Genomic DNA, 13,601 nt, shown 5'->3' on the forward strand with positions numbered 1-13,601 from the left:
GCTCACGGGCTCAGACGCTGACCGGCTCGGGCCGGACGGGCCGGTCACCGGCGCCGCCGGCCGCGTCGGCACCGGCACCGGAATCGGCGTCCAGTGCGGCCTGCGCGTGGCGCATGAAGTCGAGGCGCAGCAGGTCCTCGTTGACGGCCGAGGGCGCGATGTGGACGTACTGGCCGCCGTCGGTGAAGACCAGACCGAGGGCGAGCCAGGAGTCGAGGAGCCGCTGCACCTCATGCTCGTCGCGCTCGGCGCCCTTGGCGCGGGCGGCGGCCTTGCGGGTGAGCGCGGTGAGCGCGTGCGGCTGGTCGAGGAGGCGGAAGACGGCCAGCTCGAACGGGTCGGTGAGCTCCATCGCGCGCCAGGCGAAGGTGCGCCGCCGGCTCACCAGGACGATGCGGTCGCCCAGGTCGGTGTGGGTGAGCCGGGCGTCGGCGTGGTGCTTCTTCCAGGCGTCGAGCGCGTTGTTGAGCGCGGTGACGGTGGGCTCGGTGATGCCGCGCTGGGGGGCCTCGAAGACGTACGCGAGGTCGTAGAGTTCCGCCTCGGGCAGGTCGTAGGTGAAGCGGTAGTGCTCCTCGGGGCGCAGCCCGTCGAAGCCGAGTTCGGGGCGGTTGAAGTAGGGGCTGAACCGCTCGATCGCGATGCGTGCGGACAGGTCGACCGGCGGGTTGAGGTGTTCGAGCGCCGGGATCTGGGCGATGACGGGGTCGTAGTCCTCGGCGGTCTCCCCCGGGAAGCCGTGCAGATAGTTCCAGGCGACGGACAGGCCGGTCTCGGCGCCGTCGCGGAGCATGCGCACGTTCTGGCAGCCGCTGACGCCCTTGTCCATCAGGTCGAGGACGCGGTTGTTGAGGCTCTCGATGCCGGGCTGTACGTAGATGAGCCCGGCCTCGGCGAGGGCGCGCAGCTGACTGCGGCGCATGTTGGCCTTGATCTCGATGTGCATCCGCAGGTCGTAGCCGCTCTCCATGATCCGCGGCAGGACGGTGGTGAGGTAGCCCATGTCGAGGATGTTGTCGACGAGGTACATGTCGAGGACCCGGTGGCGGCGGGCCAGTTCCATGATCTCTTCGAAGAACGTGTCCGGGCTCTTGGAGCGGAACTGCATGAACGAGCCGTTGAGGCCGCAGAACGTGCAGTGGTGCTTCTCGCCCCACCAGCAGCCGCGGGCGCCCTCCACCACCAGCTTGGGCTCGACCCAGTTGCGGGCCACGGACGAGGCCAGCCGCTCGAAGTAGCCGCTGTAGTCGGGGGCCAGGATGGTGGCGGGCGGCAGCGGGCTCGTGGCCATCGCGTTCACCACGCTCTGCCCCTCGGCGCCGCGGTAGCACAGGCCCGGCACCGTGGAGAGGACTTCCTCGCCCGCCTCGTCGGCCAGCGCGGTGAGGAGCTGCGGGAAGGCCGACTCGCCCTCGCCGCGGATGACGTGGTCCACGAACGGGAAGTTGCGGTGGACGGCCTCGCCCTGCTCGCCGTCGCAGTTGGCGCCGCCCATGACGGTCACGATGTGCGGGGCCAGCCGTTTGACGTGCTTGGCGGCGGCCAGGGCCGCCGTGTTCTGCTGGAAGGTCGAGGTGAAGCCGACGACGTCGGGGGCGTACTCGACGATGCGCCGGGCGATCATCTCCACGAACTCCGGTACCTGCCGGTGCAGTTCCTGCGACATGCGCAGCCGCGACTTGCGGAGCTTGCCCTTCATCGCGGTCGCGAACTCCTCGTCCCGCCACGTGGGGTCGTCGTAGAGCGCGGAGGAGAAGACCCAGTCGCCGCAGCCCATGAAATAGGAGGAGAGGGCGTAGTACTCGTAGTCGTCGGCGGTGAACTCGGTGCGCTCGGTGATCCAGTCGGTGAACTCCAGGTTGGCATGGAGGACTTCGGCACTGGCGCCGGGCACCCGCTCGTCCACGCTGCGCTTGAGGATGCCGAGGGCGAGTGAGGGCAGGTCGATCGGAGACCACGGCATATTGACCAGCAGGACACGCATGTCGGCTCCTCGGGAGGTGTGGCGACGGGACGTAAAGGAGGCCCGGGGGGCCGGAGTTGGGGGGTGAGGCCTCGCCAGGCCGGCCCGGCGGCGAACCGCCGGGCCGGCCGGCCAGGATCAGTCCTCTTCGCCGTCCTCGGCGTTACGGAACGGAACCTTGATGGTCACGCCGACGCTCGGCTTGCGGTTTTCCTCGTCACCCGCGAGCGGGTCATTGTGGATGATGTCCTTCTGCATGGCCGGAACTCCCTTCTGTGTGTGTGGTGCCTGATCCGGCGGTCGCTGGAACGCGACCCTGTCCGGAGTCCCCCCTCCGGTCGGAGCGGGGTGTCCTGGGGGTGGTGCGCGCCCGCAGCTCGCGGTCGAGGAAGACCACGGCGCGGCGCAGCACGGCGACGTGGTCGTCGGCCTCGTAGCCGTCGTGGCCGGTGTCGAGCCACATCGACTCGTGGCGGACGCCCGCGTGACGCAGGGCGGTGAGGTAGTCGCGCACCTGACCGGGCGGGCACTTGGCGTCCCGGGTCGCGGCGGCGATGAGCAGTGGGGCCCGCACGGCGGACGCGTAGTGCAGCGGCGAGCTCCGCGCGTAGCGTTCGGGCACCTCGTCGGGGGTGCCGCCGAACAGGCGCTCGTCGAGCGCGCGCAGGGCCGGGGTGGTGGTGCGGTGGGCCGCGGCGCAGTCGGCCACGGGTTTGACCGCGACGCCCGCCTGCCACAGGCCGGGGTGCGTGCCGAGGGCGAGCAGGGTCAGATAGCCGCCCCACGAGGTGCCCCACAGGCCGGCCGCGTCCGCCCGTACGACACCGCGGGCCACCAGGTCGGAGCGGACCGCGACGAGGTCGGCGACCTGGGTGAGCCCGACGCCCTCGCCGAAGGCGCGCCGCCAGCGGGGCCCGTATCCGGTGGAGCCGCGGTAGTTGACGCGGACGACGGCGAAGCCGGACGCCACCAGGGAGTGGACCACTCCGTCGTAGGCGTCGCGGTCGTGGTCGGCGGGGCCGCCGTGCACGAGGAACACCGCGGGGACCGCGCCCCTGCGGCCCTCGGGCAGAGCGAGCAGCGAGTGCACCGGACCGTCCGGGCCGGGTGTCCACAGATCGCGGTGCTCGCCGGGCACGCCTTCGGGAATGGCGTGCGTGGGCGGTAACGCGGTGCCGCCGGTGGACACCATGCGGGGCGGGGTCGCGGTGTCGGTCCAGAGGAAGTGCACATCGGATCCGGCCCGCGGGGCCGCGTCGAGCAGGGTTCCGCGCGGGGTCGGTACGGGTTCGACGGTACGGGCGTCGAGGTGCACGCGGTGCAGGAGGCTGCGGCCGTGCCGGTCCTGGCGCACCAGGAGCGAGCCGCCGCCGGGGTGCCAGCGCGCCGATATCTCGGTGTCGAAGGCGCACCAGTCATGGGCGACGAACCCGCTCTGCGGTGTCCAACTCGCCGGCACATAGCGGTCGTTGGTCTCGCGGACGAGCAGGAGCTCGGCCCGGTCCGCGGCGGGGGCGAAGCCCAGCGACCAGAGCCGTCCCTGCGGTCCGTCGCCGGCCAGTACGGCGCGTTCGGTGCCGTCGTCGGCGAGTACCGTCACGGCGCGGGCCGAGCCGGCCGCGCCGCTGACGGCGAGCAGGCGCCCGTCGGGGGTGATCCCGGACAGCCCGGCGTGTCCGTCGAGGCAGGCGACCTGACGGCCCGCTCCCCCGCGCGGGCCGAGGAACACGGAGGTCGAGCGGTCGTCCCCGAGGGCCATGGCCACCAGGGCGCCGTCGCTGACGGCCAGTCCGCGCGGCTCGCCCGCGGGCACCCGCAGCAGGCCGGGCGAGTCCGGGCCGCCCTCGAAGGGCTGGAACCGCCAAGTGCCCAGGCCGTGTTGGTCCTCGTCGAACCACCACACACGGGCGTCGCGGTCGATGGCGCCGTGCAGGGTGCCGTGCGGGCGGTCGGTGACCTGGCGGGCCACGCGCTTCGCGGCGTCCCAGGTGAACACCTCGCAGCGGCCGTCGGCGTCCGCGGTGAACACCATCCTGGCCGGGTCCGCGGTGCACACGTCGGGCAGGGCGGCGCGGTAGACCTGGTAACTCCTGCTCATGCCGTCGCCTCCGTGAGGCGGGACCGTACGACGGTCGTGTGCCAGGCCAGGACCGCCAGTGCCCCGGCGCAGACCACCGCGGGCGCAGCCGTGCCCGCGCGGGTCACGAACAGCCCGGCCAGCACCGGAGCGAGGGCCGCGGACCCGCCGACGGCGCTCGCGAGCACCGCGCCCGTGCGGGCCTGCAGCGAGGGCGGCGTCGCCTGGAGCGCGCGGGACTGGAGCACCACGGCGACCAGCGGCATCAGCAGACAGAACATCCCGAACAGCGCCCCGTACGCCCAGGGCCCCCGCGCGGTCGCGAGCCCCGCCGCGAGCGGGACGAGCAGCCAGGAGACGGCCACCAGGAGCCGGGCGGCGCCGATCCGGCCCACGACGCGCGGGGCGGCCAGCGAGCCGACGAGCCCGGCGGCCCCGGACACCGCCAGGACCAGGCCCATCGGCGCGCCGCCGTGGCCGCCCCGCTGCAGCGTGAACACCGCTCCGTAGTAGAGCGCGACGATCACCCCGTTGACGGTGGCGGTCCAGGCGAGGACGAGCCGCAGCAGCGGCGAGGTGCGGACCAGGGCGAGCCCGGCACCGAACTCCTTCCCCATGCGCCGCACGGGCCCGGGCCGGGCGACGTCCTTGCCGTCAACTTCCTTCGGCGTGGCGCCCGTTGACGCGCTGTGCGGACTGTCGGGGCGCAGGTCCGAGCGCAGGGCCCGTACGCATCCGGCGGCCACCGCGTAGGACAGCGCGTCCGCGAGGAAGGGCAGGGCGCGTGCGGCCTGGTAGAGGGCGCCGCCGAGGGCCGGGCCCAGGATCAGGGCGCCCTGCTCCCCCGCCGACAGGCCGGCCACCACGCGGGGGCACTCCTCGGGCGGTGCGAGCAGAGCCACGGTCCCGGCCGCCGCGGCCTCGTACACCGCGGTGGAGAACCGCTCCACCAGGACCGCTCCCAGCACCAGCGCCAGCGGTGGCTCCCCCGTGGCCACCGCCGCCGTCACCCCCGCCATGGCCAGCGCGGACACCGTGGCGGACCAGAACATCACGGGCTTGCGGGCGCCCCGGTCGGCGGGGACGGCGGCCAGCGGGGCGAGCAGCAGCCCGGCCGCCGTGGAGACCCCCGCGACCACGCCGACCGTCGCGGCCGAGTGGCCGAGGCCGAGGAGCAGCAGCGGCAGGACGACACCGGAGGTCTGCGTGCCGAGCGCGTCGGAGGCACCCGCCCACCAGAACAGCCGGACGTCCCGGGACACCGGGCGGCGGGCGGCGCGGCGGTCGGCGGCCAAGGCGCCGGGGCGCATCAGGACGCCGCCCCTGAAGAGGTCCCCGGAAGGCCCGGGAACTCCGGTTCACGCACAGCCACCCCACAGTTGGTCAAGTTGCGAAGAATATGTGCAGGAATCGAAACGAGCGGGAGCCTAACCAGGCGCCCGCTCGGCTCACAAGAGTTCCGCCGCCGAGGCCGGAATCGAACTCCGTAAGGCCCGGGCAAAGAAACCGATTGCCCGAACCCGCGTGCCGCCCGGCCCCGGGACCGGTTCACGGCCGGGCGGGGCGGAGCGCGGACCCGGCCGCGGCGGGCGCGCGGGCACACCCGCGCTCCCGTCCTTCCCGGTTCACGGGGGCGAACATCCGGGCGGGGCGGGCGAGTTCGTGCAGCACGCCCGGCATATGCGCCTTCCCGGCGGCGAACCGCCGCTCACGCCTGCGGCCCCCGCGAACCTGTTCATCGCGACCGGCCGCGGCGCGCCGACACGGGCCCGCACGACGACCTGGGGAACGGGCCGGGGCGCGCACACGGAACGGTTCCGTCCGGTGCGCTGATTGGCCAAAAACAGCTGGGCCGACGACGTCGCGCGGCACGCGCAAGGCCGGTGGCGCACCTCGTCCGCGCGATCAACTACTCCCGCACGCAAACCAGTTGTGGGCCGGTCGGCGTCCCGGTGGCGCGCGCGTGCCCGGTTCCGGATGGGGGTGCGGCCGCGGCACGGCGGCGCCCCCTCGCCGGCGGGGGCGAGGGGGCGCGGGCACGTGTGCCGGGGCGGGTCTACCGCGACGAGGCGCTGCTGTGCGGAGAGGCGCTGGTGTGCGGCGACGCACTGCTCATGGCGTGGCAGGTGCCGCCCTCCACCATCTTCAGGTGCGCGGCCACGATCGGCCTCGCCGCCTTGGCGGCGGCCTTGATCTGGGTGTCCTTGCCGGACTTCAGCTCCTTGTCGATCAGCTGGAGCGCCTGCGTGTGCCCCTCGCTCATCGCCTTGAGCCAGGCCTTGTCATAGGCCGCGGTGCCGTTCATCGGCTTCAGCGACGAGAGCTGGCGCTGCTGGGCGGAGGTGGGCTCCTTGGCCAGGGTGATGCTCTTGCTCTTGGCCAGGACCGCGCCCTTGGAGTCCAGGGTGGTGTGGTCGCGCACCAGGACGTCCGCGACCTGTTTCACGCACGTACTGGTGGCGTGCGAGCGGGCGTCCTTGCCCGCGGCGATCTCGGCCAGGTTGGCCTGGTGGATCGCCTGGAGGAACACGGCGTCCGCCGTCGCGGAGGGGCTGGCCGCGGCGAAGGCGGCGGTCGTCCCCGTCAGAGTGAGCACCATGGCGGCGGCAGCCGTCGCACTGGTCTGAATGATTCGCATGGGACCTCCACGTGTCCGTGGATCGGGTAGGGGCCGCTTCGGCATCCGGACCGCGCGTCAACGCCTGTCCGGGCAGGGCCCGACCTGAGCCATCCTAGGTGCGCGTCACGCAAACCGCCTCTCGACGTCACACTCCGTCACCATCGTCTCGTCGGCCGGCCCGTTCGGCAGGCCCGCGGCCGGTCACGGAGCGGCGTAGGGGGCCGCCTTGAGGCGCCGGGCGAGATGGGCGGCGTTGGCGGCGAGGGTGGCGGTGGTGCTCGCGGTGGACTCGGGCGTGGCGTCCAGGTCCTGGTAGTCGGTGCCCTGCATGGCTTCGCCGACCCAGTAGGTGACCGCGCCAGGGGCGAGGGAGAAGCCCACGTCGTTGAGCCCCTGGAAGAGGTCGGCGCTCACCTTGTGCGCGCCGTCCTCGTTGCCCACCACGCAGACCGCGGCGACCTTGCCGTACGTCAGCGGACGCCCCTCCTCGTCGCTCTCGGACAGCTCCGCGTCGAGGCGCTCCATGACCTTCTGGGCCACGCTGGAAGGGTGTCCCAGCCAGATCGGTGTCGAGATGACCAGGATGTCGGCGCCGAGGACGCTGTCACGGATCTCGGGCCAGGCGTCCCCGTCCCCCATGTCGACCTCCACGCCCGGCTTGACGTCATGGTCCACCACACGGATCACCCTGCCGCTCACCCCGTGGTCCGAGAGGGCGGCCATCGTCTGCTCGGCCAGCAGCTGCGAACTCGACGGCTTGGGCGACGGGGAGAGGGTGCAGACGAGTGCGACGGCGCGCAGCGGGACGCGGGAGGAGGCTTCGGACTGGGTCTGTGTGGTGTCCATGGAGGTGCCTGTTCCCCGTCCCGCGGGTTCCTACCGGGTGGGATCACCGGGGCACCCCTCATGGCGCAGTGCCCCGATTCATCCCCTGCGGGGCGTGGGCTCGCCCGTAGGGGGCCACCATTCGATGAGCAGCATGGTGGCGTCGTCGCGCAGGTCGCTGTCCCCGCTGTCGAGGATGGCGTGGATGAGGCGGCGCAGTGATTCGGCGGCCAGTTCACCGGCGGCGGTGGCCAGGATGATGGAGTCCGTGAAGCGGTCCATGCCGTACTCGCCGCCGCCCGCGGTACGCGCCTCGGTGACGCCGTCGGTGTAGAGCAGGACACGGTCGCCGGGTTTGAGGTTCACCTCGTGGACGGCCCTGGGGTCCTCGCTGAACCGGGCGGGCAGGCCCATGGGCGGCTGGGCCGTGCGCTCCAGCGCCCTGTGCATCACGCGCCCCTCACGGATGAGGACGGGGGGCGGATGCCCGCAGTTGGTCCAGCGGAACAGCCCGGTGGCGAGGTCGACTTCGGTCATGACGCCGGTGCAGTACTTGTCCGGCAGCCACTGCGCGAGGGCCTGGTCGATGGTCTCGACGAGGTCGAGCAGCCCGAGGCCGGCCCGGCGCGCGTTGCGGCAGGCGGCCAGCGCCACCGAGGTGGTGAGGCCCGAGGCGAGGTCGTGCCCCATGGCGTCGAGGATCACGGCGTGCAGGGTGGACTGGCTCAGCGAGTGGTCGAAGGCGTCCCCACCGATCTCGTAGGCCGGTTCGAGGACCGCGGTGGAGACGACGTGGGCGTTGCCGATGGTGCGCGGCGGCAGGAAGGCGCGGAGCATCTCGGCGGGCAACTGCATGCGCTCGACGCGGGCCCGGCGGGCGAAGCTGTCGCTGTAGGCGCGCTTGGAGGTGATGGCCATGGCCACGATGTCGGTCAGCATCCGGCACCGGCGCAGCCGCACCGCGTCCATGGCGCGGGTCCGCACGCCGAGCACGCCGAGTCGCTCCGCCCCGTCCACCACGGGCAGCCACAGACACAGGACGCCCGTGTCGGTGTCCTCCATGCGCAGCGACACGGTCCGGTAGCACCAGCCGGCGGCGGAGGCGTCGATGTCGAGGGTGGGAAGGCCCTCGGTGAGGGCGACGAGGCGGCGCTGCTGGAGGTCGGTGAGGTAGATGACGATCTCGCCCAGGCCGAGAGCCTCGGCGCACCGGTTGACCAGGACCGGGAGGTCCATCGGCGTAGCGGTGTGGGTCTGCGCGAGCAGGTCCTCCAAAAAGCGCTCGCCTCCGGCTGCCTGGGCGTCCCGCAGGTTCATGGCCGACCACCTCTTCCTGTGCCGCAGTCTCACATCCGGCTCGGCCGCGCGCCTGCCGCGCGGGGCGGGCGCGCGGCCCGTGGCCCGGCCCCGGCTCCCAGGGTTCGCCCGGGGCCGGGCGCCCTCGGGTGATCAGGGCGGCCGGCCCCGCATCGGCCATACGGGGCTCAGTGGCGCGCGGCGCCCCGCAGCGCGCCGTGCACGCGGTCGGGGGTGAGCGGCAGATCGCGGAAGCGGATGCCGGTGGCGTGGTGCACCGCGTTGCCGATGGCCGCCGGCGTGCCGACGATGCCGATCTCGCCGATGCCCTTGCTGCCCATCGGGTTGAGGTGCTCGTCCTCCTCGTCGATCCAGTGGGCCTCGACGGCGGGCACGTCCGCGTGCGCGGGGACGTGGTAGCCCGCGAGGTCGCTGCCGATGAAGGCGCCGGACGCGGGGTCCACACTGCCGTGCTCGGTGAGCGCCATGCCGAGCCCCATCACCATGCCGCCGATGAACTGGGACGTGGCGGTGCGGGCGTTGAGGATCCGTCCGGCCGCGTACACGCCGAGCAGTCGGCGCACCCGTACCTCGCCGGTGTTCCGGTCGACGGCGACCTCCGCGAAGTGCGCGCCGAAAGCGTGCCGCGCGTAGGGGGACTCCGCGTCCGCCGAGCCCTCGGTGTCCGCCGACGCCGTCAGCCCCTCGGGCGGCAACGGGCCTTCTCGGTCGCGCAGTTGGCGGGCCAGGGAGCTGCACGCCTCGTGGACGGCCCAGCCCCAGGAGGCGGTGCCCGACGAACCGCCGGCGAGCGGTGCGCGGGGCAGCCCGGTGCTGCCGATCTCGGTGCGGACCGCATCCGCGCCGACCCCGAGCGCCTGCGCCGCGACCTGGGCGAGGACCGTCCGGGCGCCGGTGCCGATGTCGGTGGCGTTGACCCGGACCACGTGCAGTCCGTCGGGGTGGGCGGTGACGGTGGCGCGGCTGGGCGAGACGAGCACCGGGTAGGTGGCCGCGGCCACCCCCGTGCCCAGGAGTACGGATCCCTCACGGCGGGTGCCGGGCCGCGGGTCCCGCTCGGCCCAGCCGAAGCGCCGGGCGCCTTCGCGCAGGCACTCCACGACGTGACGGCTGCTGAACAGGCGCCCGCTGTCCGGCTCCCGGTCCGGCTCGTTGAGGGCCCGCAGCTCGATGGGGTCCATGCCGAGCGCGCAGGCGAGTTCGTCGACGGCCGACTCCAGGGCGTACATCCCGGGCGCCTCGCCCGGCGCGCGCATCCAGGACGGGGTGGGCACGTCGAGCGCGGCCACCCGGTGCGCGGTGAGGCTGCTGCCGCTGGCGTACATGACCCGGGTGGGTACGGCGGCCTGCTCGACGAACTCCTTGACGCGGGAGGTGTGGGTGGTCACCTCGTGGATGACGGAGGCGAGGGTGCCGTCCGGGGCCGCGCCGAGCCTCAGACGGTGGTCGGTGGGTGCGCGGTGGCCGACCAGTTCCGCCAACTGCCGCCGGGGAAGGGCGAGTTTGACGGGCCGGCCGGTGTGCCGGGACGCCATCGCGGCGAGCACGACGTGCGGGCGGGGCGTGCCCTTGGAGCCGAAGCCGCCGCCGACGTGTTCACAGATCACCGTCACGCGGTCCTCGGGCAGCTTGAACAGCGCGGCCAGGACGCTCCGCACGGTGTCACCGCCCTGGCTGGAGTCGTACACCGTCAGCCGGCCGTCCTCCCAGGTCGCGGTCGCCCCGTGCGGCTCCATCGGGTGGTTGTGCAGGGGCGGCACCCGGTAGCGGACGTCGATCTGGACGGGTGCGGCGGTGAAGTCGCCCTCCGCATCGCCCCGGTGGCGGTCGGCGGGGTTGCCGCCGTTGGCGTCCTCGGGGCGGTAGGCGTCCGCGAGGTGGTCGGCGAGGGTCACGGCGTGCGGCTCGCTCGCGTAGCCGACATCCACGCGCGCCGCGGCGGCGCGGGCCGCCTCCAGGCTGTCGGCGACGGCGAGTGCGACGGGCCAGCCGTGGTGCGGGACCCGGTCGTCCTGGAGGACGGCGAGGGTGGGGTCGTCGGCGTCGCCGAGCCGGGGCGCCGTCTCGTGGGTGAGCACGGCGAGCACACCGGGCAGGGCGAGGGCCGCCCCGGTGTCCACGGAGGTGACCCGGCCGCGCGGGACGGTGGCCGTGACCGGCCAGGCGTACAGGCAGCCCGGCGGGGTGTACTCGGTGGCGTACAGGGCCTCCCCCGTCACCTTCGCGCGTCCCTCGCGGCGTTCCATCGGTGCGCCGAGCGCGTTCGCGTGCGAAGCCATGGCGGTTCTCCTCCCGTACGGGTCAGGGGGCGGTGGGCCTGTGCGGGGTGGTCAGGCCGACGGGATCAGGGCTTCGAGCACCTGGGTGGCGAGGTCCTGGGCGAGCGTCACCTTGTAGGCGTTGTCCCGCAGGGGGACGGCCTCGGCGAGTTCGGCCTCCACCGCGCGGGCCAGGGTCTCGGGGGTCGGCCGGGTGCCGAGCAGGGCGGCCTCGGTCCGGCGCGCGCGCCAGGGCCGGTGGGCGAGCCCGCCGAAGGCGATGCCCGCGTGCCGCACCTCGCCGCCCTCGCAGTGCAGGACCGCGGCGACGGAGGCGAGCGCGAAGGCGTACGAGGCCCGTTCGCGCACCTTGCGGTAGCGCGAGAGGGCGCCGTCGGGCAGCGGCGGCAGGACCACTGCGGTGATCAGTTCACCGGGGCGGATCACCGTGTCGAGTTCGGGCCGGTCCTGCGGCAGACGGTGGAACTCGGTCACGGGCACGGTCCGTTGACCGCCGGGGCCCGCCAGTTCCACGACCGCGTCCAGGGCGGCGAGCGCCACGGACAGGTCGGAGGGGTTGGTCGCGACGCAGTGCGGCGAGTGACCGAGCACGGCGTGGTCGTGGTGGATGCCCTCGATGGCGGCGCAACCACTGCCCGGCACCCGCTTGTTGCAGGGTTTGGACAGGTCCTGGAAGTAGGCGCAGCGGGTGCGCTGGAGGAGGTTGCCCCCGGTGGTCGCCATGTTGCGCAGCTGACCCGAGGCGCCGCTGAGCACGGCCTGCGAGAGCACCGGGTAACGGGTGCGGATCAGGGGGTGTGCGGCGAGGTCGCTGTTGCGTACGGTCGCCCCGATCCGCACCGCGCCGCCGGCCTGTTCCTCCACGCCGTCCAGCGGGAGGCGGGTGATGTCCACGAGGATCTCGGGGCGTTCCACGCCGAGCTTCATGAGGTCGACGAGGTTGGTGCCGCCACCCAGGTAGCGGGCCTCGCTGCGGCCGCCGTGCGCGGCGGCCGCCTCCTCGACGCTCTGGGCGCGCAGATACGAGACGGGCTTCACGACACCACGTCCCGTACGGCCTCGACGATGTGCGGGTAGGCCCCGCACCGGCACAGGTTGCCGCTCATCCGCTCGCGGATCTCCTCGTCGCTCAGGGGCACCGGGCCGTCCGGCGGTGTCCGCGGATCGGTGACGGCGGAGGGTGCGCCCGCTCCGGCCTCGGCCACCATGCCGACGGCGGAGCACAGTTGGCCCGGCGTGCAGTAGCCGCACTGGAAGGCGTCGCGTTCCAGGAAGGCGCGCTGGAGCGGGTGGAGGTCGCCGTCGGCGCCGTCCGTCCGCGCGAGGCCCTCCACCGTGACGACCTCACAGCCGTCGAGCGTCACCGCCAGGACCAGACAGCTGTTGACCCGACGGCCGTCCACCAGGACCGTGCACGCTCCGCACTGGCCGTGGTCGCAGCCCTTCTTGGACCCGGTCAGCGCTAGGCGTTCGCGCAACAGGTCGAGCAGGGTGGTGCGGTGGTCGACCTCGACCGCGTGCGGGGAGCCGTTCACGTTCAGGGTCACCGGTGAGCTGCTGGCTCCGGAGGGGGAATCCTTGGGGCGCGGCCAGGGTGCGTACCGGGCCGTCGTCCCGGGGCCGCCGAGGGGCCCCTCGCTGCTTTCCATCGTTCCTCTGTCCTTCGATCCGGGCGGCCGGCCGCCACCCGCACCACCAGCCTGGTACAGCTCGGCGCCTGCGGCATCCCGGCGGTGACCGGGATGCCGCAGGCGCCGAGCGGACCATCGCACGGGGTGCGGGCGGGGCCGGGGCCGTGGTCGGCCAGGGGGCTCAGCTGTTCTCCGCCTGGAACATCCAGGCGTGCTTCTCCAGATCGGCCGTCAGGGCGATGAGCAGGTCCTGGCTCACCGGGTCCGGCTCGTCGGTGGCCGCGATGCGCTCGCGCATGCGCTCCACGACGCGGCCGAGCGCCACGACCATGACCTCCACCGCCTCGGAGTCCTTGATCCAGCCTTCCGGCACCGTTCCGATCGCGCTGCTCTCGGCGACGGTGGCGGCGCGGCCGTCCGGGTTCACCCCGAGCGCCGAGGCCCGCTCGGCCACCGTGTCCGAGTGCTGGCGCGCCGTGGTGACCACGTCGTCGAGCTGGAGGTGTACGGAGCGGAAGCGGGGGCCCACCACGTTCCAGTGCACCTGCTTGGCCGCGAGCGACAGGTCGACCAGATCGACCAGAGCGCCCTGCAGGGCCGTGCCGACCACCTTCAGTTCCGCATCGGACAGGGAACTCTTCACGACAGACACTGCTTCACTCCATTTCGCCTTGCTGCTATCCGCTCGGACCGTCATCCGGTCCGATATGTCGCCTTCCTCGAAAAGCCGTTCCCAAACGGGTCCCGGCGGAAAGAGCGGTGGGCCCCCGGGCGGGCGGGGGGGCCCCCCCCCCCGGGGGGGGCGCGGGGCCGGCCGCGGTGGTAAAAAATTTTTAATGCAACATTGAATGGGCGGGGCGGTAAAAAAGGCCCTGTATTTCCCGTTTGT

The 13,601-nt window shown here is 73.2% G+C and carries 10 protein-coding genes; all 10 read right to left on the bottom strand.

The features are described 5' to 3' along the window. Window positions 1–10: 10 nt before the first annotated feature. The 10 genes from ACGF3I_RS05365 to ACGF3I_RS05410 all read right to left on the bottom strand — a co-directional run bounded on the left by ACGF3I_RS05365 (window position 11) and on the right by ACGF3I_RS05410 (window position 13,364). Window positions 11–1,984, bottom strand: a complete 1,974-nt coding sequence (locus ACGF3I_RS05365; RefSeq protein ID WP_393129251.1) for a RiPP maturation radical SAM C-methyltransferase — start codon at window positions 1,982–1,984, stop codon at window positions 11–13. Window positions 1,985–2,195: 211 nt separating this feature from the next. Beyond that, on the bottom strand, window positions 2,196–4,061 hold the full coding sequence (locus ACGF3I_RS05370) for a S9 family peptidase (RefSeq protein ID WP_393129252.1): 1,866 nt from the start codon (window positions 4,059–4,061) through the stop codon (window positions 2,196–2,198). Next, a complete protein-coding gene (locus ACGF3I_RS05375; protein WP_393129253.1) occupies window positions 4,058–5,350 on the bottom strand; it encodes an MFS transporter in 1,293 nt (430 codons plus the stop codon). The genes ACGF3I_RS05370 and ACGF3I_RS05375 overlap by 4 nt, the downstream gene beginning before the upstream one ends. 746 nt (window positions 5,351–6,096) lie before the next feature. Beyond that, the gene (locus ACGF3I_RS05380) at window positions 6,097–6,678 is read right to left on the bottom strand and encodes a DUF4142 domain-containing protein (protein ID WP_393129254.1); all 582 of its coding nucleotides are present in this window, start codon (window positions 6,676–6,678) and stop codon (window positions 6,097–6,099) included. 183 nt (window positions 6,679–6,861) lie between these two features. Then, a complete protein-coding gene (locus ACGF3I_RS05385) occupies window positions 6,862–7,506 on the bottom strand; it encodes a flavodoxin family protein (RefSeq protein WP_393129255.1) in 645 nt (214 codons plus the stop codon). Between the two features lie 78 nt (window positions 7,507–7,584). Further along, complete coding sequence (locus ACGF3I_RS05390) at window positions 7,585–8,802, bottom strand: PP2C family protein-serine/threonine phosphatase (RefSeq protein ID WP_393129256.1); 1,218 nt, start codon at window positions 8,800–8,802, stop codon at window positions 7,585–7,587. Between the two features lie 167 nt (window positions 8,803–8,969). Further along, on the bottom strand, window positions 8,970–11,081 hold the full coding sequence (locus ACGF3I_RS05395) for a xanthine dehydrogenase family protein molybdopterin-binding subunit (RefSeq protein WP_393129257.1): 2,112 nt from the start codon (window positions 11,079–11,081) through the stop codon (window positions 8,970–8,972). Between the two features lie 51 nt (window positions 11,082–11,132). Continuing rightward, complete coding sequence (locus tag ACGF3I_RS05400) at window positions 11,133–12,119, bottom strand: FAD binding domain-containing protein (RefSeq protein WP_393129258.1); 987 nt, start codon at window positions 12,117–12,119, stop codon at window positions 11,133–11,135. Then, window positions 12,116–12,730, bottom strand: coding sequence for a (2Fe-2S)-binding protein (locus tag ACGF3I_RS05405; protein ID WP_393129259.1), 615 nt, complete (start codon window positions 12,728–12,730; stop codon window positions 12,116–12,118). The genes ACGF3I_RS05400 and ACGF3I_RS05405 overlap by 4 nt, the downstream gene beginning before the upstream one ends. A gap of 163 nt (window positions 12,731–12,893) precedes the next feature. Then, on the bottom strand, window positions 12,894–13,364 hold the full coding sequence (locus ACGF3I_RS05410) for a Dps family protein (RefSeq protein ID WP_393129260.1): 471 nt from the start codon (window positions 13,362–13,364) through the stop codon (window positions 12,894–12,896). Between the last annotated feature and the right edge of the window lie 237 nt (window positions 13,365–13,601).

Origin of the sequence: Streptomyces sp. NPDC048111 (assembly GCF_043202815.1) — a bacterium.
GTDB lineage: Bacteria > Actinomycetota > Actinomycetes > Streptomycetales > Streptomycetaceae > Streptomyces.

Coding starts and splice junctions, on each gene's coding strand:
- ACGF3I_RS05385 (WP_393129255.1), bottom strand. CDS start 7,506: ATGGACACCACACAGACCCAGTCCGAAGCCTCCTCCCGCGTCCCGCTG.
- ACGF3I_RS05375 (WP_393129253.1), bottom strand. CDS start 5,350: ATGCGCCCCGGCGCCTTGGCCGCCGACCGCCGCGCCGCCCGCCGCCCG.
- ACGF3I_RS05380 (WP_393129254.1), bottom strand. CDS start 6,678: ATGCGAATCATTCAGACCAGTGCGACGGCTGCCGCCGCCATGGTGCTC.
- ACGF3I_RS05405 (WP_393129259.1), bottom strand. CDS start 12,730: ATGGAAAGCAGCGAGGGGCCCCTCGGCGGCCCCGGGACGACGGCCCGG.
- ACGF3I_RS05390 (WP_393129256.1), bottom strand. CDS start 8,802: ATGAACCTGCGGGACGCCCAGGCAGCCGGAGGCGAGCGCTTTTTGGAG.
- ACGF3I_RS05370 (WP_393129252.1), bottom strand. CDS start 4,061: ATGAGCAGGAGTTACCAGGTCTACCGCGCCGCCCTGCCCGACGTGTGC.
- ACGF3I_RS05365 (WP_393129251.1), bottom strand. CDS start 1,984: ATGCGTGTCCTGCTGGTCAATATGCCGTGGTCTCCGATCGACCTGCCC.
- ACGF3I_RS05395 (WP_393129257.1), bottom strand. CDS start 11,081: ATGGCTTCGCACGCGAACGCGCTCGGCGCACCGATGGAACGCCGCGAG.